The organism is Escherichia sp. WS568 (assembly GCF_046486085.1).
Lineage (GTDB): Bacteria > Pseudomonadota > Gammaproteobacteria > Enterobacterales > Enterobacteriaceae > Escherichia > Escherichia coli.
The window spans coordinates 1-23,541 of sequence record NZ_JBJQMC010000023.1 but is presented as its reverse complement, the minus strand read 5'-3'; the positions used below and the strand labels follow the sequence as shown (position 1 = coordinate 23,541).

General features: G+C 45.2%; 16 protein-coding genes and 1 pseudogene. 1 reads left to right on the top strand and 16 read right to left on the bottom strand.

Features of this window, described 5'->3' with window-relative positions; all coding sequences use genetic code 11:
* The 7 genes from dosC to ACJHWR_RS20565 form a co-directional block, all read right to left on the bottom strand.
* Positions 1-1,383 (bottom strand): diguanylate cyclase DosC, encoded by a 1,383-nt coding sequence (dosC, locus tag ACJHWR_RS20595; protein WP_000426277.1) that lies wholly within the window; start codon positions 1,381-1,383, stop codon positions 1-3.
* Between the two features lie 375 nt (positions 1,384-1,758).
* A complete protein-coding gene (locus tag ACJHWR_RS20590) occupies positions 1,759-3,078 on the bottom strand; it encodes a family 10 glycosylhydrolase (RefSeq protein ID WP_000350360.1) in 1,320 nt (439 codons plus the stop codon).
* A gap of 130 nt (positions 3,079-3,208) precedes the next feature.
* Complete coding sequence (gene gadC, locus ACJHWR_RS20585; protein WP_000246009.1) at positions 3,209-4,744, bottom strand: acid resistance gamma-aminobutyrate antiporter GadC; 1,536 nt, start codon at positions 4,742-4,744, stop codon at positions 3,209-3,211.
* A 155-nt stretch (positions 4,745-4,899) separates the two neighbouring features.
* On the bottom strand, positions 4,900-6,300 hold the full coding sequence (locus ACJHWR_RS20580; protein WP_000358930.1) for a glutamate decarboxylase: 1,401 nt from the start codon (positions 6,298-6,300) through the stop codon (positions 4,900-4,902).
* Positions 6,301-6,661: 361 nt separating this feature from the next.
* Positions 6,662-9,445 (bottom strand): M16 family metallopeptidase, encoded by a 2,784-nt coding sequence (locus ACJHWR_RS20575; protein ID WP_012311699.1) that lies wholly within the window; start codon positions 9,443-9,445, stop codon positions 6,662-6,664.
* A gap of 56 nt (positions 9,446-9,501) precedes the next feature.
* Positions 9,502-11,874: a TonB-dependent receptor plug domain-containing protein gene (locus ACJHWR_RS20570; protein WP_000832492.1), complete on the bottom strand. Its 2,373-nt coding sequence runs from the start codon at positions 11,872-11,874 to the stop codon at positions 9,502-9,504.
* 37 nt (positions 11,875-11,911) lie between these two features.
* A complete protein-coding gene (locus tag ACJHWR_RS20565) occupies positions 11,912-13,597 on the bottom strand; it encodes an ABC transporter ATP-binding protein/permease (RefSeq protein WP_012311807.1) in 1,686 nt (561 codons plus the stop codon).
* Between the two features lie 199 nt (positions 13,598-13,796).
* Between ACJHWR_RS20565 and ACJHWR_RS20560 the strand changes: the two genes are divergently transcribed.
* Entirely contained in the window at positions 13,797-13,922 is a 126-nt protein-coding gene (locus ACJHWR_RS20560; protein WP_122083086.1) for a hypothetical protein, read from the top strand.
* Here the strand turns inward: ACJHWR_RS20560 and ACJHWR_RS20555 are convergent.
* The 9 genes and pseudogenes from ACJHWR_RS20555 to ACJHWR_RS20515 all read right to left on the bottom strand — a co-directional run.
* A complete protein-coding gene (locus tag ACJHWR_RS20555; protein WP_012311810.1) occupies positions 13,888-15,045 on the bottom strand; it encodes an anaerobic sulfatase maturase in 1,158 nt (385 codons plus the stop codon). The genes ACJHWR_RS20560 and ACJHWR_RS20555 overlap by 35 nt on opposite strands.
* Positions 15,046-15,096: 51 nt before the next feature.
* A complete protein-coding gene (locus ACJHWR_RS20550) occupies positions 15,097-16,779 on the bottom strand; it encodes a sulfatase-like hydrolase/transferase (protein WP_001303114.1) in 1,683 nt (560 codons plus the stop codon).
* Positions 16,780-17,179: 400 nt separating this feature from the next.
* Entirely contained in the window at positions 17,180-17,941 is a 762-nt protein-coding gene (gene ydeO / locus ACJHWR_RS20545) for an acid stress response transcriptional regulator YdeO (protein WP_000060474.1), read from the bottom strand.
* A gap of 74 nt (positions 17,942-18,015) precedes the next feature.
* The gene (gene safA / locus ACJHWR_RS20540) at positions 18,016-18,213 is read right to left on the bottom strand and encodes a two-component system connector SafA (protein ID WP_000543380.1); all 198 of its coding nucleotides are present in this window, start codon (positions 18,211-18,213) and stop codon (positions 18,016-18,018) included.
* A gap of 247 nt (positions 18,214-18,460) precedes the next feature.
* Positions 18,461-20,740 carry an acid resistance putative oxidoreductase YdeP gene (gene ydeP / locus ACJHWR_RS20535; protein WP_000726712.1) on the bottom strand — a complete coding sequence of 760 codons (2,280 nt, stop codon included), beginning with the start codon at positions 20,738-20,740 and terminating at the stop codon, positions 18,461-18,463.
* A gap of 338 nt (positions 20,741-21,078) precedes the next feature.
* The gene (locus ACJHWR_RS20530) at positions 21,079-21,993 is read right to left on the bottom strand and encodes a fimbrial protein (RefSeq protein WP_000520696.1); all 915 of its coding nucleotides are present in this window, start codon (positions 21,991-21,993) and stop codon (positions 21,079-21,081) included.
* Between the two features lie 59 nt (positions 21,994-22,052).
* On the bottom strand, positions 22,053-22,556 hold the full coding sequence (locus ACJHWR_RS20525; RefSeq protein WP_000825443.1) for a fimbrial protein: 504 nt from the start codon (positions 22,554-22,556) through the stop codon (positions 22,053-22,055).
* A gap of 12 nt (positions 22,557-22,568) precedes the next feature.
* Positions 22,569-23,099, bottom strand: coding sequence for a fimbrial protein (locus ACJHWR_RS20520; protein WP_000876785.1), 531 nt, complete (start codon positions 23,097-23,099; stop codon positions 22,569-22,571).
* A gap of 13 nt (positions 23,100-23,112) precedes the next feature.
* Positions 23,113-23,433, bottom strand: a pseudogene (locus ACJHWR_RS20515) (FimD/PapC C-terminal domain-containing protein); the annotation flags it as partial.
* Between the last annotated feature and the right edge of the window lie 108 nt (positions 23,434-23,541).

Below are 23,541 nucleotides of genomic sequence, written 5' to 3'. Positions count from 1 at the left end.
CTAAAGACTGGCTTTCCAGAGTTCAACACGGTTTCTACCTCGTCTTTTGGCGATATACAGAGCTTCATCGGCTATTTGAATGAGGCGCTCATAGTCAGGATGACCATTAAACATGGCGGCACCGATGGAAAGTGAGAGGGCAATATCCTCGCCGTTTGCGGCTTTCAGTTTGGTTTTCTCCACCCGACTGCGAATACGTTCTGCGGTACGTAACGTTTCGTTTTCCGAAGCTTCAGTCAAAACAATGATAAATTCATCGCCCCCGTAGCGGAAAACATAATCACTACTGCGGACGTTGTCATAAAAGGCCTGAGAGACTTTACGCAGAATTTCATCGCCAGTGTTATGGCCCCACGTATCGTTAATCTCTTTGAATTTATCAACGTCAATAATCAGCACTGACAGCGGTGTACCGGTCCGGTTGGCATGGGCAATTTCGCGTTTGAAGATCGTCGGCAGGAAACGGCGGTTAAGTAATTTCGTCAGTACATCCATACCGACTTCGTGGCGCGATACTTCTTCAAACAATTCACGCAACAAGGTAATAATTTGCGATACGGTATTTCTTATCTGTAATAAAAATTTCACCCGTAAACTTCTGTTATTCAAATTCCTGGTGTTACGCATGGTTTGATTGAAAATACCGTCGAAATCCTGAATCAGACGGGAGATATGGCCCACTTCGGCTATGCCGCTAAAATAATGTCGACCTTTATGGTTAAACCACAGGCCAAAATCAGCCTGGCTTAAAGGCAAACTACTGCCTAAATCAGAATCCAGCAGGACTTTATAGATAATATCTATTTCCCATGAAAGTATTGAGGCTATTTGCCGTTCTTTTTCTTCTTCGGCATTTTCCAGTAACGAGAAGATACGATAGTTTTCATCTTCCTTTGAGGCACTACTGTCACTAAAGGTAAACGCGCGGGTCATCACTTCCATAGCGATATCAATACTGTTAATCGAGAAATGGTAGACCTGAAGTTTTTCCGCGGCGGAATAATCCGAAGAGAAGATGACCGGATAGAGGATTTTTTTCAGCACCCGAAACCCCATCTCGACAATTTCTACCGGAATTCCTATGCGGGCATGCACTTCCGCGACGGTATGCTGGATTTGTATTAGCCTTTCGACATCGTCAACCTGGGCAGAAAGCACGTTAATAATCCAGCGTTCCATCGCACTTTTCAACTGCCGCTCAACTTGTTCATTACTCAAGAATTCTTCGGCATGCGGGTCGATACGGACAATTCGGTAAAACTCAATACTCAGATAATGGGCATGCGCAACGGCAATTTCCGCGGCTTTAGCACGAATGAGCGGATCTGCTTGTTCGACAAGCCCGGTCCACTCATCTTTCATTCTTTTAAAATACATCTCCATAATTCACACCCTTATAAGGCTGGGAAAGCAGACGGAATCAAAACGAAACGCAACGTGCGAGATCGACTAACTGCACCATACTCTCCTGAAATATGAAGATATACTGAAAACAAATAAGCGACTTAGGACAGTTTCAATCTACGCTACTGTTCTTCAGAAGAGTATAGCCCATCGTAATTATTTTTCGGTGACAGCGAATATCGTATGTTTTTTCATGTTCATACATTTTTATTAGGGGATTTATGACTGTTTAACTAAGTGTGGTTAATTGCGTAGTTAATTTGACTTAAGTAAGCATGATTACTAGTGGGATATTTCAAGAGGGTAACAAGCCGGGGGGAAAGCACCGGCTTGTTACAAAGTAAGAATGGGAGTTTAACTGCCCCAACGACTTTGCAGATAGCTGACCGCTTGTTGAGTCTGTGGCTTATTCAGATAGTCCTCACGGAACAAGATTGTGCCGCTAATTTCTGGCACGGCATCGTTAAGATCGAGCTGCTTTTTCAGTTCCGGTACGCCGCCGTTAATTATCCAGTCTGGCTCTATCTTTGAAGGTTCACCCACTTTATAGAAGGCGATACCGATATACAGGCGGGTCCTGGTCGGTTTAACGACATCCGCCCACCATTTTGCCAACACGTCATAACGCGCGGCACTCCGTGAGAATGGCCAGTAAATTTGGGGAGCAATGTAATCCAGCAACCCTTGTTCCACCCATCGACGGGTATCAGCGTAGGATTCGTCATAGGCTGCCGCGCCTCGGGTATCGGAACCGAGCGGATCGTGTGATCGGTTACGCCACACGCCTGCCGGGCTAACGCCAAATTCGACTTCCGGCTTAATGCTTTTAATGGTGTGCGATACCTTCGCAATTAACTGCTGAGTATTGTTGCGCCGCCAGTCTGCTTTTGACGCAAATGCGCCGCCGTATTTGCGGTACGTTTCATTATCATTTAGCCGTGAACCTGGCGACTCAGTATAGAAATAGTCGTCAAACTGCACGCCATCTACCGGATAGCGGGAAACCACTTCTGCAACTATTGATGTGATCCAGTCCTGAACCTCAGGTATGCCCGGGTCGAGGACAAAGCGATCGCCGGACGTTCTGATCCAGTCGCGGTGTTGCACATAGACGCTCGCCGGTTGTTGAGACAGGGTGCTATTCAGTTCCCTGATAGTACCGGGCTTCGTATTAACCGATACGCGATAGGGGTTAAACCAGACGTGTACTTTCATCCCACGCTTGTGGGCTTCGTCGAGCATGAATTGCAGCGGATCGTAACCCGGATTTTCACCAATCTTACCGGTCATAAGATCGGACCACGGCAAAATTTTCGATGGCCACAGGGCGGTACCGTCTGGCTTGACCTGGAAAAAGACCGTGTTTATGCCGAGACGTTGCAGATGATCCAGTTTGTCGATCATCGCCTGTTGTTGTACACGGGCCCGGCTGGTGGGGTTACTAATGTTAACCGAGGAAACCGGTGGCCAGTCGAGGCGAGACACCGTGGCCAGCCAGATGCCACGCATCGGTTGTGACGATTGTTGCGTCGTGGCTGGTGGCTTTGAACCCGCTGGTGGTGTCACCATGGACTCTGGAGGCGTGCTTTTACAACTACACAGTAAAAGTGCCAGTGCAACCAGTATCGCTGGTCTTCTAATCGCTAATTTCTCGTTTCGGGAGCAGATATCCATATGTGCTGGTTTCCGGTAAACAGATGTGCGCTCATTCTCGTACTTATCCCGGTTAAGTCAATACGACAGCAAGCACGAAAAAGGGAGCGATGAATTATCGCTCCCTTGTCTTATAACCATTCAGACATGGTTAGTGTTTCTTGTCATTCATCACAATATAGTGTGGTGAACGTGCACGCGGGTGCAGGAAGAAGTGACCTTTTGGTGCGTTCTGACTGTTGATTGGCTCCAGAGTAACGCCGGTATTCCCTTTGCCTTTACGATCATGAACAGCATAGAGAATAAAGGGCAGGGCAAGTACCACCAGGAAACTCACGACCAGTAATTCAACATACATATCGGTAGAGTCACCCTGGATGTTATCCGGCGGCAGGAAGGAAACAATAAACGCCATAATTGAAGTCAGCAGACCGACAATAGCCACGACCAGTTTCACCCCTTTACCACCAGGGATATTAAATGTGCGTTTTAAGTCAGGATGTTTAAGAACCAACACAATGTAGCCAATAAACAGCATGAAATAAGCACACAGATAAATCACCACCGTCAGTGCCAGTGCGATCAGGAAGGACATGTTGTTACCGCCACCGGTATTGGTGAGGATGATCAACGCGATAGAAGTAATCACCAGCTGCGAAATGACCAGCGTTACCGGTACGCCATTTTTGTTCATTTTAGCGAATGCTGCTGGCAGCAGGTTTTTCTGCGCTGTGACATACATCCCGCGAGAAGGACCAACAATCCAGGAAGCGATTTCCGCCAGAACACCCAGCAACAGCAGTGCGGAGATCACGCGAACCGTCCACTCAATTTCCGGTGCCACATGTGACATCAGAACGGTAAAGGTTTGCATTACCCCTGCGGAGAGGTTGATTTCATTACCCGGAATGACCATCGCAATAGACAAACCGCCAACAGAGCTTAAGCAGATTGCCGCTACCATCAGCAGTAACATAGCCAGTGGATAGTCGCGCCCGGGGTTGCTCATTTCATTGACGTGGGTTGCGGAAGCTTCAACGCCCATATAACTCAAAATGAAGGCAACAAATACAACCAGGGTGCCCACTTTAGAGAAGTCAGGGAAGAAGGTCTTCGCATCCATTTCGATAGCAACGGGGGCACCGGAGTGCAGATAAATAGCCGCTAATGCGATCAAAATAAATGCAGGTAACAGGATACCGGCGAAGAAGCCAACTTTAGCAATGCGCGCCGTGTATTTCGTGCCACCAAACTGCGTTAATGCCAGCGCCCAAAGAATGATGAGTGCTGCAATAGTTTTGGTAATGGGGTCTTCATTCAGCGCTGGCCATTTCAGGATGTAGGAGAGTGCCCCTAACACGAAATAGAGCATCGGAATAAAACCAATGGCGATTTGCAGATAACCAAATGAGATCGCTGCAAATCCCCATCTCGGCCCCAAAGTATTTGATACCCAGGCGAAGACGCCACCTTCTTCCCAGCCGTCGACGGTAGCCATTTCCGCAGCACAAAGTCCCACGGGAATAAACCATAAAATCCCGCCTAATAGCAGGAAGAAGACTAATGAAAAGCCCGATGTTGCGAAGGTAGGGTATTCATAAACAGCCATTACCATCGATGCCGTTATGGCAAAGAATCCGAGTAATGTGAGCTGCTTAGCTTTACCTGTCTGTACTGATGTAGCCATATTATCCCCCTAAAACGGTATTCCTGTCGGAACCGCACCTGTTTTGTTCTGAAGCGTATTCAGAACAATATTTTCCGTTGCTAATGCCAGTGAACAGACTTTGGAAATTGTCCCGAAACGGGTGTGTTTCGGGACACCGTTACCGTTAAACGTTATCAGGTATGTTTAAAGCTGTTCTGCTGGGCAATACCCTGCAGTTTCGGGTGATCGCTGAGATATTTCAGGGAGGCTTTGTAGTCTTCCAGCAACAGTTCAGCAAAGTCCATTTCGAAGCCGCGACGACACATAATGCGCATCACCACGATGTCAGTGGCTTCACCGCCGAGAGTGAAGGCCGGAACCTGCCAGCCGCGCAGACGCAGACGTTCAGAGAGGTCGTAGAGGGTGTATCCCGGATCTTCACCATCTTTCAGTTTGAAGCAAACCGCCGGGATGCCTTCGTCCGGGCGACCGGTACAGATAAACTCATACGGTCCCAGTTTGGCGATTTCATCCGCCAGATAAGCGGCAACCTGGTAGGAAGCGTTCTGTACTTTGGTATAGCCTTCACGACCGAGGCGCAGGAATTCATAGTACTGTGCAATCACCTGACCCGCCGGGCGGGAGAAGTTGATGGCGAAAGTCCCAATCTGACCGCCGAGGTAGTCAACGTTGAACACCAGTTCCTGCGGCAGCGCTTCTTCATCACGCCAGATAACCCAGCCGCAGCCCAGCGGAGCCAGACCGAATTTATGGCCTGAAGCACTGATCGATTTCACACGCGGCAGGCGGAAGTCCCAGACGATATCCGGGGCGACGAACGGTGCCAGGAAGCCACCGCTGGCGGCGTCGATGTGCATGTCGATGTCGATACCGGTGTCGGCCTGGAATTTATCCAGCGCATCGTGCAGCGGCTGCGGGAACTCATAGTTACCGGTGTAGGTCACGCCGAAAGTCGGCACCACGCCGATGGTATTTTCGTCGCAGGCTTCAATCATGCGTTTCGGGTCCATAAACAACTGACCGGGGCGCATAGGGATCTCACGCAACTCCACATCCCAGTAGCGGGCGAATTTATGCCAGCAGATTTGCACCGGACCGCACACCAGGTTTGGTTTATCCGTTGGTTTGCCTGCAGCTTCCATACGCTTGCGCCAACGCCATTTCATCGCCATCCCGCCAAGCATACAGGCCTCGGAAGAACCAATGGTGTTGGTGCCAACGGCCTGACCATTTTTCGGCGCAGGCGCATGCCACAGATCGGCAACCATGTTTACGCAACGCAGGTCGATGGCTGCGGATTGCGGATATTCTTCTTTGTCGATCCAGTTTTTGTTAATGGATAAATCCATCAACTTGTGGACGTTTTCGTCGTCCCAGGTCTGGCAGAAAGTGGCCAGGTTCTGACGAGCGTTGCCATCAAGATATAATTCGTCATTGATAATCTGAAATGCGACATCGTCGCGCATTTCGTGCAGCGGAAAACGTTTTGATTCTGCGATAGTGGAAATAGACTTTGCACCAAAACGTGAATCGAGTAGTTCCGACCTTAAATCCGTTACTTGCTTCTTATCCATTTTAAACTCCTTAAAATGATTGGATCGCATTAAAAAAGTAGGATTTATCGATAAAGTAAGCAAGTGCAAAGGACTCGTGTTTAAATAACAAAATCCTAATGTTATTTATCGCGAGATATTATGCGAATTATATTTTATCATTGAAAATCAATATATTATTGAATTCTTGGGTGGTGGCAAGGTGTTTTATGCTGTTATTTTTATGCACTTTCTACGCCTCCTGAATTATCACGTAAAAATCAGACCTTAAAATATCACTATTAGCACTCGGCTATTATTTTGAACGCATTTATAAAATTATTACATAAAAATGGCGAATATTGCTAAAATCCCCGCCAACGAGGTGTTGACGGGGCTGTTATTATTTTGGCAATAATACTCCGGTATAGGTATTCACCGGATGAGAAAGATATTGTTTAACGGCAGTGTTAACATTCTCTACCGTCATTTGTTTCAATAATTGCTCCTGCTCAGTCCATGCTGCAGGATCGTCATATTGAATAAGACTATTTACAATGGTGTTCGCTAATTGTTGAACGCTACGCTGTTGGATATCGAGGCTGCGCTGAACGTTTTGCTGGTATTCATTCAGTTCTTGCTCACTGATCCCTTTAGCCAGGCGCTTAACCATCACTTCATTCGCTAACGTTAACAGTTCATCATGTCGTTCTGGTTGACAAGTAAAAGCCAGCAAATGACTGATATCTTTGGCCTGAGGATCAACCGAGAGGCGAGAAGAAACGCTGTATGCTCCAGATGCCTGTTCACGAATATTAACGCGTAGATCTTTTGCCAGTGCGACGTTAAAAGCATCGAGCGCCATACGCGTCTCCAGATTTACAGGTGTCCGGGAATCATAACGCTTCCACTGTGAAACCTGTGCCACAGGTTCATTTTGTTCTTTTACAGTAACCGATGCGTTGTCCGTCGCGCGAGTTAATGGTTTACCTGCGGCTAATGGCGAATCAGAGTGTTTGATTGATCCTAAGTAACGCGTAATTAACGCCACGAGTTTGTCTTCTGCGACATTACCGACAATGACAAAGGTGATATCCGCTGGAGATGAAAACAACTGGCGATCGGCAGCCAGCGCATCTGCGGCAGTAAACTGTGCAATCTGATTTTCTTGCAGTAATTTCGTGCGGTCATCAGCATAGCGCGTCTCATACATCTGCTGGGCGAATTTCTCCGCTGGACGCTGGTCGAGCGTTTTCAACGCCTGAATTTGAGCATTTTGTAGCGATGCCCAAATATTATCGTTAATCGTGCTGTGGGTGATTCGCTGGTTAATCAACTGGAAACCAGGTTCAGGGTTATTAGTCCGCGCGCTAACAGAGAGCAATGTATTCATGCCACTGACTTTACTGCTCATGGTTACCGAGTTTTCCGCACTCCAGCGTTTCAGGCTGGAAGAGGAGAGTTCACCAACGCCGCTTCCGCTTACTGCTTTATTTGCCAGCGCGATAAGTGATTTTTGCTGCGCAGGGAAACTTAAATCGCCTTTATTAGATACGGCAGTAATTTGTAGCTTTTGCTCTTCACCCGCGGATTTTGCCAGAATAACCCTGGCACCATTGGAAAGTGTTAATGATGTCAGATTCTCAGCCAGCGTTTCTTTGCTGCTAATTTCCGCCTGTGGGTCAGCGTCTACTGTTAACGATAAATTTCTGCCTGGGAAGATGTAAGCCGCCAGCTTTTTGTTGGCGTACTCTTTTTCCAGCGCCAGGATAGCCGCAGGAGACAATGCTTTTTTGGCGGCAACCTCATTGTTTACCATTTGCTCCCAAAATGCGTCCTGGTTCTTTCTTAACTGCTGCCATTTTTCCGCCAGACTTTGCACGGTAATTTGCTGCCACAGACGTTTCGAAAGTTGATATGTCTCTTCCGGCGACAAGAACGGCGTATTATTTAATGAGCTGGATGCCAGGCGACTGGTCAGCATACGTAAATCACGCTCAGCTTGCTGATCAACCGCATTTTTCAGCCAGGTAAGGCGGGTAGATTTAACATCATCGAGTTCTTCAGCAGAAAAGCCATGCTGATCAATGGTTGCCAACTCTGCCATTAATGCATTCGCAGCATCCTGCATATTATCGTCTTGTGCATTTACACGGAAAAACAGCGACTGATAATCGGGTGCAATTTTGACGCTGCGCGCAGTGCCGCCAGAAATAGTCTTCAACTCGCCCGACTGTATGCGTTCTTGCAGACGTTGGTTGAACAGCTGAACTAACATGCTCCATTCAGCTTGTTCGATAAAGCTTTGCTCATCGCTCACTTGCACCATTGGCAGGCGATAATAGAGTGCGATGCCGTTCACCCGGTTTTCTTTATCATTGATGATATTAAAGCGCAGGTGGTTTTCGGCTTTTGTCGGCCAGACGCGATTTTCAGCTGCTTTGTTAGCCGGAAGCTTACTTAAATTATCCTTTATCAGCGCCAGCGCTTCTTTACTGTCGATATCGCCGACCACAATAAAGGTCATATTATTTGGTTGATACCAGCGTTGATAAAATTGGCGCAATTGTGCCGGTGTGACCGTGGCGACGGTATCCATCAGGCCGATAGGTTCACGGTCTAAATTACGGGTATTTGCCAGCAGGAAAGGGCGGCGCGCCTGAGAGGTGCGCCATTTTGCATCCTGATGGGCACGCCATTCCTCAGTAATTACGCCACGTTCAGCGTCTACTTCGAGTTTTTCAAAGGTTGCGGCATTACTCCATTCACTGAAGATTGCCATCACTTGTTGCAGATTTTGTTTCTGCGTAGTCGGCAAACTCACCTGATACACTGTTTCGTCATAGCTGGTATAGGCATTAACATCGCGACCAAAACGAAGGCCCATTGACTCAAATGTTTCGATGACTTTATTACCCGGCCATGTTTTTGTGCCGTTAAACATCATATGTTCTACAAAATGAGCCACGCCGCGCTCATTGTCCTCTTCCTGCAATGAACCGGTATGAATTTGCAGCCATAAATTTACCTGATCCTTTGGTTGAGCATGCGGATAAATCAGATATCGCAAGCCATTGTCCAGTTGCCCGGTAATTAACTTTTCATCCTGCGGTAAGGCGGCGGCAATCAGTCGCCCGGGGAGCAACAGAGTTGCCACTAACGTCAGTAAGAAACAGAGGTTTCTCATAATTATCTCCATGCGAAAACCGGGCGAATTTACCCGGTTAAGTAAAATCCGAACTATTAAAATTTCATGCTGACATCAAGCCAGAAAGTACGGCCACTGGCGTAGGTCGCCACACCGGTATTCGTTGTATCAACAGCGGTTTTGCTATCCAGTACATTGAGAATATCGGCACTGAACGTCAGGTTTTGTTGTTTCAGAAATTGTGGCGTCCAGGACAAGCGGGTGTCCCAGGTCAGGCTGCTATCCAGTTTTTCGTCAACATACTGCTTGTAATCTGAATATTCGCTGATGTATTGCGCATTCGTCTTACCCAGGATAATGCGAGCTTTACGCGCTTCTTGCCAGGTCAGCGTATTCGCCCACACCAACCCGCTCGGTTGATGCGTGAAATCCATGTTTAAGGAGATCTTTAATGGATTATTAAAATCCGCCACTGGAACGCTATCGTAAGAGACCAGATTACCGTTATAAACCACCTGGTTATCACCGGTATTGCTCTCCTCATAACCATTGTTTAACGACAAGTTGCCCTTGCTCTTGATATAGCTAAAGACAATTTGCGGGTTAATATCTACCTGGCTGATATGCAGGGGTTCGGCCAGTTCAAAACTGAGGTTGAACGAATGCGTTTTGGTTTTACCGTCGTTGTTATATTCAGTAATGGTGGTTTTAGTCGCGCTGTCGGTACGACTGCTTTTACTGATTTGATCATGCGCTTCACGGTAAACATAGTTTGCACGCGCAATAACGTTCTTACCGATTTTCTGCTGCAACCCCATTGCCAGTTCATCGTTATAAGGCGTTTTCAAATCCTGATAACGCGTCAGGGTTTTATTGCCTGATACCGATTCCGTCCAGCTATTGCGGATATCACGTAATCCCATATCAAGAATATTCCCGCCATAGTAACGGTTATAACCTGCGGTAATCATTGAGGTTTGATCAGCAAAAATATCCCATTCCGTCATAAAGCGCGGGGAGATATTGTGGTTTGACAGATAGTTGTCATAGTCATACCGCACGCCGGGCATTAATGACACATTACGCCAGCTAATGCGATCCGCCATATACAGCGTGTAGTTGTCAATTCCCAGGCTGCCTTTACCTTTATGGTAAATGGTATGGTTAGTTTTCTTTCCGGCAGCATTAATCACATAGGATTCAGACTGGTTATGGCGTTCAGTCCATGCATCGGAATAGATGTATTCCGCGCCGAAGTAGGGTTGATGCGAAACATTACCCACGGTGAATTTTTGCCAGTCCAGGCGTGTTTTGAAGGTGTAATTATCTACAGCCTGGGAAATGTGTCCTAATCCGCCACGGGTGCAACGCCCTGTAATATCACCATATGTACATGAAAGTTCGGTGTACCAGATGTCATGATCGTGACGGGTATAATCACTAATATGATCCCAACCAACGGTGGTACGCAGTTTGGCCCATGCGAGCTGGGTATCCATATCCCATGCCAGACCATAGGATTTATTACCCATTTCGCGATCAGACTCCGGGAAGGTGCTGGTATTATAATCACGGCTGGAGCCGGTATATTTTAAGGTTAAATCGTGGGTAAAGCGGTCGCTGGCAAACCAGGTAAATTTGCTCAATGCAGTATCGATAACGTTTTTATACTGTGCCCGGCCGGCGACAATGCCGTCATTCGAAACATAATCCGCGCGGGTGATATCAGACTGGCGGCGCGATAAACCGGCGGTAACGCCAAAGTTATCAGCGAGTTCCTGATTAAACGACAAGGTATAAAAGTTCTTTTTAAAATCTGGAGAGTAATAAGTACTTCCTGAAGAACCTTGATTAAATGCGCTCTTGTTATTCTCATCGATATGCGATGTTAACCAGTCCGAACGCGTAGTGCGATAACCCAGTTTCACGCTGCTATCATCAGCGTTGAAGCGTTTGATCTTTGCATCAATTACCCCGCCATTGAAGCGACCGAATTCAACCGGCACAAAACTGTCATAAAGCGTCACATTGTCCAGTAAGCTGACATCAAGATAATACCCCTGTGACATCCCGCTAATATTGGTTGCACTACTGGCATCGGACTCATTCGCTGGGTTCAGGTTATTCGTTGCACTAATACCGTCAATCAAATAGGCATTCTGGTAGGGCGACGCACCGTGAATAGAGATTTTCTCCGGGCGAATATCTCCCTGGTTCAATGAGGTACTTTGCGTTGAATCCATGCGTACCGCAGGGTTGGTTCTCAGCAGATCGCTGATATTGCCATTCCCGGTCGGTAAACGCTCGATGCTTTCACTGGTGTAATGCGTGTTGCCGTTTACGGGTACAGGGACAGGAGCATAGACCGTCATCTCTTCAAAAACATGCATGTACATATTTTTGTCATCGACGGCCTGCGCTACATCAGCGCCACATAAAATGACGCCAGGAATAAGAACTCGCTTCATTTATTTATATCTCCGTACAGCAGGGCTTTTATTGTTTTTATAAAACCGCGCTAATGTCACAAATATCATCGGCCAGGTTCCAGACACCGGGTTGATGTGTAACCATAATGACGCCGCTTGTGGGGAGTTTTTCTCGCACTAAACGCAGTAAGCGGATTGCCTCTTGTTCCTCAAGATGAGAGGTAGTTTCGTCAAGAAATATCCATTTCGGACGTCGTAAAATTAATCGAGCCAGGGCGATACGTTGTTTTTCGCCGCTGGAAAGAATATCTCCCCAGCGATCGTGGTCATGAATACGCGTAGCCAATTTCCCCAGCCCAACCTGATGCAGTACTTCACTCAACGATTTATCGTCTACGGACAGGGGAAGTGCTTTACAAATAATCTCTTTCAGTAAGCCGGTTTTGATTAACGGTGTTTGTGACACATACCAACTGTCAGCAGGAGAAGAAATATCACCTTTAAACCACGGCCAGCAGTGGGATAATGTTTTAAGCAGTGTGGTTTTTCCCGTACCAGAGTAACCTTTCAGCAATAGCCATTTGCCTGGCAAAACATGAAAGTTCAGGTTCTCTAATATGATCTTATTATCAGGAGTACGAATACTCGCGTCAGCCACTTGTACCGCATGTTGGCAATTTTTAGGCTTATTCGTAGGGCGCTGTTCGGTGAGTTGATGGAACTCATACAAGCGATCGATAACCGCAGCCAGTACAGCAAGTTCATCATATTTATAAATAAACCAGCTTAAATTGTTCGATACCAGCATAAATGCCTGGCGCGATTTCATCAGTCCGCCCAGATTGATCTGTCCGCTAATAAACTGCGGCAATAACAGAAAGTAGGGAAGAACGCTAAGCGAGCGCGAATAAATATTCTGCCAGTAATCAAGCCACCGCTGACGATTCATTAAACGATGCCAGTTCTCTTTAATGGTATGAAAATTTTCGCTCAACTCCTGGCGTTGTAGAGACTCAGCATTGCTTAGCGCAATCAGTTCTGCCTGCTTATTATGCTGCACAAGATTAGTTCGAAATGTCGCTTCGCTACGTTGTTTTTCCACATTAAGCGGACGAATACGTTTACCAACCTTATGGGTAAATAAAGTTCCACCGATCACAATGAGCACGACGGTATAGACCATATACCCCTGGATATTCCATTCAGTTCCACCAACAGTGAATGAGAGCGTACCCGCGCTTTGCCAAAGAATAACGGTAAAGGTGATCAGCATGCTAAGTGACTGGATGAAGCCAAATGAAAGACTGAGCGTTTTGCTGATCAGTAAGAGAATGTCTTCAGCGATACGTTGGTCAGGGTTATCTGTATTTTTATGCTCGCCGTAGATCTGCGTGAAGTAGTAGTTTTTATCTGCAAACCAGCGATTAAGGTAGTAATCTGTTAACCATTCGCGCCAGCGAATAGTCAGTAGTTTAATTAACCATGTTTTGTTTACGGATATTAATACAAAGATCCCCAGCAGGGCAGGGAACCAAAGGACAAGCTGCCAAAGCTTATCAGTTTCTTTCTGGCTTAGCGCATTGAAAAAATCATTATTCCAGTCGTTTAACCAGACCTGAATTTTAACCACGCCAAGGATCATGGCGAGGATAATAATGATTAACAACACTGAAGTTTTATTATTCTTACGCAGCCAAAAGGGCTTCAGCAGACAGAGATACTTTGCTATCAACATACAAAACGTAATGGGAATGGTTATCATTAGCGAAAATTTATTGTGCCATCCAATGATTATCTATGGCAATGATATACTGATGAAATTTATTTAAGTATCATTTAACAATATGAAATATAAAGAAATATTTTATTTTCAGTGGTTATGGTTATGCTATTGATAATCAAGGGTATTGCTAATGCCCTGACGCATACCTCGTAAGCCAGGATTTTCGCAAAGGAAGATGATGAAGACGAAACACCCGACAGGAATTTATGTCGGGTGCCTTGTTAAGGTCATAAGAAGGAGGCTAAGAATGGAGCTAAGGGGGAGCGTTATTAATTATTCTCCATTTGTTTTGCAACATCCATAATGTGGTAAAGCGGTACTCTGTTCTTAGCTAACTCCACCATGGCGTTCATATAAGGTACCATGGTTGAAAAAAGGATTTTATAACCTTCGCAAAAATAGGAAACAGTCTCATTGTTTACTTTAGTAATACGATGCTTAGGGCAACCACCATTGCAGATAGGTTTATATGCACATTGCTGACATTTCGCTGAAATCCGTTTTTTTTGCGCTGTCAGTTGAACACTGTTCATCGTTTTGAGTTCAGATTTATTAATGTTTCCAATTTTGTACTGTGGATAGACAAAATGGTCGCATTCGTAAATGTCTCCATTACTTTCAACAACCAGATTATCCTTGCAGGACGCCTGGAAAATACAACTGGTATGCCCATTCCCCAAAAAACGGCTGACAAAGCTTTCAAACTGACGGATGAAAATTTCACCCACATCGTTTTTAACCCATTGCATAAAAATGGTTGACATAAACTTGCCATAAGCCGTAGGAGGCACAGAAAAATCAATGATACGGAATGTGTTCTCACTATGACCACTGAAATCAATATTCGGCGTCCCGGTTTCGAGCAATTCGATAAATTGCATATGTTTACTGCCGATAGATTTTAAAAAATGATAAACCTCAAGAGGGTAATGGACATTAACGTTATTAATGACGGTTAACGTATTAAACTCTACTTGATATGATTTCAGACGCTCGATGGCTGCTATCACTTTTGCAAAAGTACCGTTACCTGAATTACTGCGTCTGTAACGGTCATGTAGCTCCTGGGGTCCATCGATCGAGATACCAACCAGAAACTCATGTTCTTTGAGAAAGGCACACCATTCATTATTCAATAAAATGCCATTCGTTTGTAATGCATTAAAAATACGTTTTTGGCCTGCATAGCGTTGTTGATAGTGAATAACTTTACGGAAAAAATCCAGGCCAGCCAGAGTGGGTTCACCGCCTTGCCAGGTAAAATAGACCTGATTGCCAGACGCTGCGATATATTGTTTGATGAACTCTTTCAGAGTGCTGTCATCCATCCATTTTTCATGAGTAAACTGCGACTCTTTTTCAAGGTAAAAACAGTAATCACATTTGAGATTACATTGAAAACTGGAGGGCTTGGCTGTAACGTGCATCGCTATCTCGCTCAATAAGGCGGCGGAAAAATCCGCCGCATGAAGGTTTAGTTATTTCGCTTCGCTTAGTGCTTTCTTGATATTGTTAAACTTCTCCTGATTTACCTCGCTAAGTGGTGGTTGGCTGCTGTCGATAAACTCTCTTACCACGCCTTGCATCTCTTTAACGACCTGCGGATTGGCGGCGGCAAGGTTATCTTTTTGCTGTAGATCCGTCAGTTTGTATAGACCTAACTGATTGTTTTCTACTGTATAGACAAGCGAATAATCGTTATTTCTTACCGTATAAGAGAATTGGCTTAAATCCTCGGTGTTGGGGTTATGCGGGTAATCGTCTGACTGATGGCGGACAAATTTGTGGTAATTATCCCAGAATGGAATATTTTCCTCGTCAAACCAGTGAGAATAAGAGGTTATCCAGGTCAGATTTTTATGTGGCTCGCCTTGTTTCTTATCTTGCAACCACGGCAGCAAGGAAACGCCATCCAGCTTAAGGTCTTTTGGAATGCTGATATCGGCTGCATCAAGAGCTGTCGGGTAGAAATCCATTGCGGAAATCAGCTTGTCATAATTACCGGGTTGAAGTTTTCCTTTCCACCACATAAACATTGGGGTGTGAGTACCGCCAGGATAGGTCTGACTCTTATAGCCTTTTTGCGCCCCGTTCAGCGGCAGAGGACCATCGATAACCGCACCATTATCGGAGGTAAAGAGAATAATAGTATTGTCATACTGTCCGTTTTTCTTCAGTTGTTCGAGAATGCGTTTTACACCCTGATCAACAGAATAAACGGAAGCGTAGTAGTTATCTGCTGTTTGACTACCGGTATTAAATTGCTTCTGATATTGCTCCGGTGCAGGATTATCATTTGGCAGGTGCGGAGCATTATAAGCCAGGTAAAGCATAAAAGGCTGGTCAAGTGTTTTGGCACGATCAACAACGCCAATTGCCTCATCGGTTAACTGATCGCTGATATAACCTTTTGCGGGGACGCGTTCACGGTTTTTGAACAGTGAAGGGGAGTTGTAATATGCCGTTCCTGCAGCGTGGAATCCCATAAAGTAATCAAAGCCACGGTTTTGAGGTTGCCATTCTTCCGCAGAAAATGTGGTGAAGTTGTCATGATAGTCACGCGTTTGTTTATCTTCCGGTACCGGCACATTACTGATTTTTGACAAGTGCCATTTACCTACTGCTGCAGTGTAATAACCATGATTCTGGAATAATTCAGGCAAGAAAGTTTCTGTTAGCGGAATACCATCCTGAGCATCGGTATTGGAATAGACACCAAAGCGGGCGGGCGCTCGACCGGTCATTATTGCAGCGCGGGAGGGGCCGGAAACACCGTGCGCCACATAGCCGTTAGTAAAACGCACGCCTTCATCCATTAATGAAAGGAGCGTCGGCGTTGATTTTTGCGCAGCTTCAATGGCTTTATCTATCCCTATTTTGTAGGTATCGACAACTTCACGATTTTCCATTGTTTTTGGGTCAAAAGATCCCTTATCAAAAGGAAGTTGTCCATAACCAAGATCATCCATGGTCAGTACGATAATATTTGGCTTTCCTTTGGTACTGTATTCAGTCGGCGTAAAGTCTGAGAAAGCAACGTTTGTTTTGGTTGCTTTCAGCTTTACATCATCTGCCGCATGAGCAGCAAATGCAGCCATACCAGATGCCAGTATCAAAGATATCGAGGTACTTACGACACTTTTCTTTAATGCAGACTTCATAAATGTTCCTCTTCTTATTGTACTTAATTCCAAAGTAATTTTACGAAGAGAAATAAGTGGATGTAAGTGAAGTGAGTCACATAAAGAGATAGCAGATTTAGCTAAAAAAGGGAAATAACAGTCCATAAAGCGTTGACATTACTTTCTGTTCTACTAAGTAATTTCTCGCCGATAAACAACTAATCTATTGATATTTAATAAATTATTGCATTTTAATGACAAAATGCCGAATTGAGATCATAAATAATCATGCAACAGGTTATGCAAATGCATAAATATGTGATGAATGTCACTTATTTATTTCAAGAAATATATCGCCTAAAAACAACGCGGGGCAGGAAATGGCTGCCCCATTTAATTCTTACGTAGCGTGTGTGGTTGACTACTCGTTAGCAAATAATCAAATAGCTAAAGCACTCATCGTGTTGTCCGTGTTCATACCGGTGTGCCTTTGACAACGGTACTCCTTCGAAACTCTCTTCGGACTGTTGCCGAAATGTTTGCGGAACGCATAAATAAAATAAGATGTACTCGCATAACCACATTGTTCGGCAATTTTATTGACTGAACCTTCTACGCGTATCAAATTTTTTGCGTGCTGCATTCTGGCATCTAAAAGAATCTGTGAGAATGTCGTTTGCTCTTGCTTTAGTTTTTTCTTCAACAGGCTTTCACTGATGTACAGGCAGTCACAAATATCTTTCAGCTTCCATGGGTGCGCCAGCTTCATGTTGACAATATTTCTCACTTTCCCGGAAACGGATAGCACACCGTTAGTTAATAGTGTAATGAAACCTTTGCATGCGGCAAAAATAGACAGGCAAGAAAAAAGCAAAAGTTCTGAAAAGTTATGATGATTGCGTTCTTCCGAGTTGAGATAAGCAATCATTTCATTAAGCAATCCCGTCGGTACATTTGAAGCACGTAAAAACTTCGCAGGAACAGGCACCGTCACTGTCTGGATGTTAGTGCATTGTAGATATTTTTTAATGGTGTTTTCATTAAATCCGATTTCTTTGAAATGCCGCTCATAAGGTTCAAAATGCGTACGAACAGCGTTATCTACCATCAGGATCTCGCCGTCAGAGAAGGCGTAATCTTTATCTAAAATGTTAGCGTTGAAGGCATGATGAATAAATATAACAGAACAAACGAGCGACATTTTATCTCCTTAAAACAATAAAGTTTTTATCGATACTTTTTTAACATTTCACATTTATAATTTGCTGTTTATTTTCAGTCTTGCAAACTATTGATAATGAAATGTGTAAGATCTCTTGCCATGCGACCCATTTCTGAAATGCCCTGCTGATCAATTGCCGAAAAAATGGCTATCAACGTAAGTGTCAGCAACAAGACAACCACAATTACAGACATGATTTCTTTATAGTTGTCTCTTTGCATGATTTTGTTTTTCACTGTGGTCGCATGCATTTCAAATGTGTTTATTTAGCGGATAACGTTAAAAATCGTTAATCAGTATGATTAATATAACAGGCTGGATAAAAGAGGAAATAGGACTGGCACTTCAGTACTGAGCGGAGTTTCTTACAACTGTAGGCAGAGGTTTATATCTTATAGTGTGTAGTTTAATTTAATCCATGTGAGCAAATTGCGCGATAATAGTCAATGAGGAATTCTTCTGCTGTGCGGATGACAGCAGAAGAAATGAGGAGGCGAATTAATTTGATGGCTCTAATTCAACAGGAATACTTTTATAGCCAGGAATGCCACTTAATGGATCGTGGTTATCAAGTGTTAGCATGTGATTCGATTCTGGAAAATAGGTCACCAGTGAGCGGTCAGCCATAGGGTAAATGACCACTTTTAATCTATCCATGCGTCGTGAGCTACGTTTACCGTCTGGCGTGAGTGCAATAAGATTAACTCTTTCGCCGTTTTTTACACGGCAAATTTTAGCTTGTTTAGCACTCATAAAGACCACATCTCGTTGACCGAATACACCTCGATAGCGATCATCCATACCATAAATCGTCGTGTTGTACTGATCGTGGCTGCGTACTGTCGCCATGACCAGTTTACTGTTAAACGCTGAAGAGGGATCTTCTAACAGCCCTTTGCTGGTAATGAAATTAGCCTTACCTGACGGCGTCATCCAGCGCCTTTCAGCAGCTGCGTTTATCAGGTGAAAACCACCAGGATGACGGATGCGCTGGTTATAGTCGGCAAACTCTGGCAGCACAGCTTCAATGTCATTGCGAATGCGATCATAATCTTCCACCAGATACTCCCAGGCTACCACGCTCTGGGGTAGTGCTGCCTGCGCGATTCCCGCGACCACTGCACACTCTGATTTCAGCATTACACCGGCGGGTTTTAACACACCACGCGAGGCATGAATCATCGACATTGAATCTTCAACGGTTACCGCCTGCGCACCGCTTTTTTGCATGTCAATCTCGCTACGTCCCAGAACCGGCAGAATATAGCTATGCCGTGCGGTCAGCAGATGAGAGCGGTTAAGCTTAGTGGCTACGTGTACCGCCAAATCTAATTGCGTTAACGGTACAGCGCTCGCTTCCCGATCTGGCATTGCCAGCGCAAAGTTGCCCCCCATGCAGATCAATGCTCGAGCTTGCCCCGTACATATTGCTTGCATGCTGGCAATTGCAGCATGTCCAGGTGCATGAGGTGGGGTGAAGCCATAGCGCTCACCCAGGCGATCCAGAAACTCTGCAGACGGTTTCTCGGTGATACCGACGGTTCGGTCGCCCTGTACATTAGAGTGACCTCGTAGTGGGCAGATACCCGCACCAGGCTTGCCAATGTTACCTTTCATCAACAGCAGATTGACCAGTTGCTGTACGTTCTGGGTACCATGTTCGTGCTGAGTGATCCCCATTCCGTAACAGATAATGGTTCGTTCGGCAGCGGCATATGCATCAGCAAGTTCGGCGATTTGTGTCTGACTTAGTCCAGATATACGTTCGATATCTTTCCACTCGGAATTGAGCACGTCACGGCGTAGCTCGTCAAAGCCGACGGTATGCGTTTGAATAAATTCATCATCCAGCAATGAGGGCCGACCTGCGGCGCTTGCAGCATCATCGCGCTCAATTAACAGGCGCATCATTCCCTTGAGCAACGCCATATCACCACCAATGCGCACGTTGTAGTAGGCACTGGCCAACTGAGTCTCAGAGTTCGTCAGCATTTCAAACGGGTTTTGCGGTGCGGTAAATCGCTCCAGGCCACGTTCCTGTAGAGGATTGATGGCGATCATTTTCGCTCCCCGTTTCACTAAAGCGCGCAACGAAGTCAACATGCGAGGGTGGTTTGTACCAGGGTTATGCCCAATGCAAATGACTAAATCGCATTTCTCAAAGTCTTCCAGCAACACGGTCCCTTTACCTACACCGATACTCGCTGCCAAACCCACACTGGTCGGTTCATGGCACATGTTGGAGCAGTCGGGGAAGTTATTGCTCCCGTATTCACGGGCAAAAAGCTGATAAAGAAAGGCAGCTTCATTGGAAGTGCGGCCCGAAGTATAGAATTCAACCTGATTGGGATCACTATAGCTTTGAAGGCGTTCGCCAATTTCGTCGAAAGCTTGTTGCCAGCTTAATGGCTTGTAACAGTCGCTGACGGCATCATATTTCAAAGGCTGGGTGAGACGCCCCGCAGCCTCAAGCTCGTGATCTCCCCAGGTAAGTAATGATTGAACCGTATTCTCAGCAAAGAAAGAGGCATTTACCTGCTTATCCGTGACTTCCCAGGCGATTGCTTTTGCGCCGTTTTCACAAATGTCGAATGACGCACTGTGCTTAGGATCTGGCCATGCACAACCCGGACAGTCAAAGCCCTCTGGCTTATTCATGTCAAACATGGCAATAACATCCTGGCGTATATCCATCTGCTTACGTACTGCATTCGCTACGGATTTAACAGCACCCCAACCACCGGCAGCCCCCTGGTAGGATTCAATTTTTTTCTTCATCTACTTATCCTGTGTCGAAATGAATTATTAGGATTTGAAATAGCGATGATGCACAGTATATACAAAGGGATTATCGTCAATATGGATATATAAGAGTAGGGGACTACTCTCTTTCTATTTTTAATCTATTATCGTTAAATAATAGAATGGTATAAATACGATAAGTTAAGCATCATCTCTCATAGTGTTTAAATTAACATGTTTTTCAATATAAAAAATAAGACTCTGGCGTTAATTGTGCGCGGATTTTCTTACAGGTGTAGGATAATAGCCTTCACAAAATAATTATCCGCGCAATTTTCGCGAATGGAGCGCATAGACTAAGGTCAAAATCACAATTATTCATAGATAAAAGTGACACCAATGACTGACTGGACGGTTCCGGCTGCAACCTTGTTTCCTGTTTGTCCATAGGTTGCGCTTAAACCCAGAGGTACTTTGCTTTTATTTACTGTCCCCAGGGAGACGTTTTCTCCCGTAGCCAGTATTTTTCCATTACGCATCAGAGAGACACCCACTCCCGATGCTTTTGTTGCATCTGGTGCTGTGTTAGCAAACACTTGTCTGGCACTGTCAGTGGTAGCACCCGAAAGATAAAATGAGAGCTTTTGTTCACTTGAGCAATATACGCCAAGGGGGATTTCTGCGCTTCCAGGAAAGTCCGGGAGATTCACATTGACATTACGACTATCAACGGTGCAGCCGCCTGTTGGCATAACAACACTGTTATTTGAAATAATATTCCACGTAAAATTACGCGGATTTCCGCTTCCTAACGTGGCAATTTTATACATATGAATACGGGCAATAACTTCCCCGGCTTTTATGACAACTCCACCGGCCGCACCGACTGGGGTAATATAGAGTTTTAACGGTAATGGCATCGGTGTCTTATCACCAATATCTAATACATTAGTATTTGTCGTCAACGGGAAGGGGTAGGTCACATTATTCCAGTACAGCGATCCTTTATATGACTGTAGAGAGCCTGCGAAAGCTGATCCTTGTACCAGGTTTATATGATCAGTGTCGTACCAGCCGCCGTAATCATTCCAGCAACTTATATGCTGAGACAAGTCTACAACCAGATTCTGGCCCGGTTGTATTACAGGGTCGAGATTAACATAAACAGAGGTTGTACCTGCTCCAATACTTGACCCGCCATCGACATTACAACTGAAGGCAAAAACTTTGCCTGCCATTAATAGAAGATAAATACCGAACAGAAGCTTCATACTTATTGTTTTACCCATGATATATCCTAAGATTAAAAAATTGATTTAAAAAGGAGGCTAAGAAAATCGAATCGACGTTATTGCCAGGTGTAGATCACATTGATTAGCGCCTCGATCGTTCCCTGGCTTGCGTTTCCATTCACCGTGATAGCTCTTGCCTTAAGTGGAAACTGTGCATTACGAGTGATCTCATCAACAATAACCGTTTTGCTATCACCATTTTTTAACGTCGCATCCTGGTCATCCCTTAGCTCTATCTGAATATTTTCGGCAGTACCTTCATTTTTGTAATAACCCGTATTGTCAGTTGAACCTGTCACGATTGCCGTCACTGCACTTGTTTCAACCGGACAATCGGTTAATGACAAAGTAATATTGTGCCAGCCTGATGCAGAACCAGGTTGTTGCAGATTGCGCGTATAAAGATCCCCGAGATTAACGTTAGCTTCTTTGGTTTGAATAGTGCAGGGTTTAGCGACTACCCGACCAATAACAGTGATAGTGACATCGGCGGCCTGGAGAGTTGCTGTGAATAACGCGCAAAACGTAGCTAACAGGAACCTCTTGTGAAGTCTTTTCATATCTGACTCTGATTATTGAAATTCAAGGGTAAAGGTTGCCGAAGCGCTCACCAGTCCAGGATTGACGGACTTCTGAGTTGACTTCAAACGAGCGGAGTAAGGCAAAATATTGTTCTGTTCTGGTACCAATGGGATCCACTGCATCCCGGCATGAAGGTCATTCAATTTCACCGGACGCATATTTCCGTCCAGTATTTCTATACCCAAACCGGAGGCCGTATTGCTTCCTTCATCCAGTTTCAACAGAGTATTATTTTCTGCATCCTCAATACCGTTAAATGCAACCCGAACTCCCGTTGTCCCTTTGCTGCATTCACTTAATGTAATCTGAAAAGGGACGGCTGGACTTGTGCTACCGGTCGTTGGAAATTGTCTGGCACTGTTTTTTTGGAGATCTACGGTAAAATTAAGCGAATCCGATGAGACTGTGCAGCCATAATCGAGAACGCGCCCGCTAATTTTAATAACGCTATCTGCGGATAAAGCAGAATAGGTGGTTAACCCCAGACATAAACCGAGGAAAATAACGTTATTGTATTTCATAATCTATTGTTCCTTAGCGACAGATTGCTGTCTGCTGGTTCAGCAAGGTTCCAGGAGAGACTGCAGGAAGCTTGTAATCGACAATACAGTTTGAGTTTTTATCATTGCCCCATGAAACCTGTAATTTCCCTGACTGTGGAAGTCCAGTCAGATAAACCTGACCATTTTCCGCGACAATGCTGCCATTTTTATTCTCTCCGTGAGTGACAATTGCACCGAATGGAACGCTTTTATTACCGTACTTCAACGTCATTAATACTTTCCCGCCGATTTGTGCATTAAATGTTGCTCTGGCAATAGCACCGTGAGTTGGGATGACAGTGACTACGGTTTTGGATTTGCCCCTATATTTCCAGACACCTGTTATCACTTAACCCATTACTGGCCTGCTGCCGCAGATATTCCCGTGGCGAGCGATAACCCAGTGCACTATGCGGATGCC

Coding starts and splice junctions, on each gene's coding strand:
- dosC (WP_000426277.1), bottom strand. CDS start 1,383: ATGGAGATGTATTTTAAAAGAATGAAAGATGAGTGGACCGGGCTTGTC.
- ACJHWR_RS20555 (WP_012311810.1), bottom strand. CDS start 15,045: ATGCACGTTACAGCCAAGCCCTCCAGTTTTCAATGTAATCTCAAATGT.
- ACJHWR_RS20560 (WP_122083086.1), top strand. CDS start 13,797: ATGAAGACGAAACACCCGACAGGAATTTATGTCGGGTGCCTTGTTAAG.
- ydeO (WP_000060474.1), bottom strand. CDS start 17,941: ATGTCGCTCGTTTGTTCTGTTATATTTATTCATCATGCCTTCAACGCT.
- ACJHWR_RS20520 (WP_000876785.1), bottom strand. CDS start 23,099: ATGAAATACAATAACGTTATTTTCCTCGGTTTATGTCTGGGGTTAACC.
- ACJHWR_RS20590 (WP_000350360.1), bottom strand. CDS start 3,078: ATGGATATCTGCTCCCGAAACGAGAAATTAGCGATTAGAAGACCAGCG.
- ACJHWR_RS20550 (WP_001303114.1), bottom strand. CDS start 16,779: ATGAAGTCTGCATTAAAGAAAAGTGTCGTAAGTACCTCGATATCTTTG.
- ACJHWR_RS20565 (WP_012311807.1), bottom strand. CDS start 13,597: ATGATAACCATTCCCATTACGTTTTGTATGTTGATAGCAAAGTATCTC.
- ydeP (WP_000726712.1), bottom strand. CDS start 20,740: ATGAAGAAAAAAATTGAATCCTACCAGGGGGCTGCCGGTGGTTGGGGT.
- ACJHWR_RS20570 (WP_000832492.1), bottom strand. CDS start 11,874: ATGAAGCGAGTTCTTATTCCTGGCGTCATTTTATGTGGCGCTGATGTA.
- ACJHWR_RS20525 (WP_000825443.1), bottom strand. CDS start 22,556: ATGAAAAGACTTCACAAGAGGTTCCTGTTAGCTACGTTTTGCGCGTTA.
- ACJHWR_RS20575 (WP_012311699.1), bottom strand. CDS start 9,445: ATGAGAAACCTCTGTTTCTTACTGACGTTAGTGGCAACTCTGTTGCTC.
- gadC (WP_000246009.1), bottom strand. CDS start 4,744: ATGGCTACATCAGTACAGACAGGTAAAGCTAAGCAGCTCACATTACTC.
- ACJHWR_RS20530 (WP_000520696.1), bottom strand. CDS start 21,993: ATGGGTAAAACAATAAGTATGAAGCTTCTGTTCGGTATTTATCTTCTA.
- safA (WP_000543380.1), bottom strand. CDS start 18,213: ATGCATGCGACCACAGTGAAAAACAAAATCATGCAAAGAGACAACTAT.
- ACJHWR_RS20580 (WP_000358930.1), bottom strand. CDS start 6,300: ATGGATAAGAAGCAAGTAACGGATTTAAGGTCGGAACTACTCGATTCA.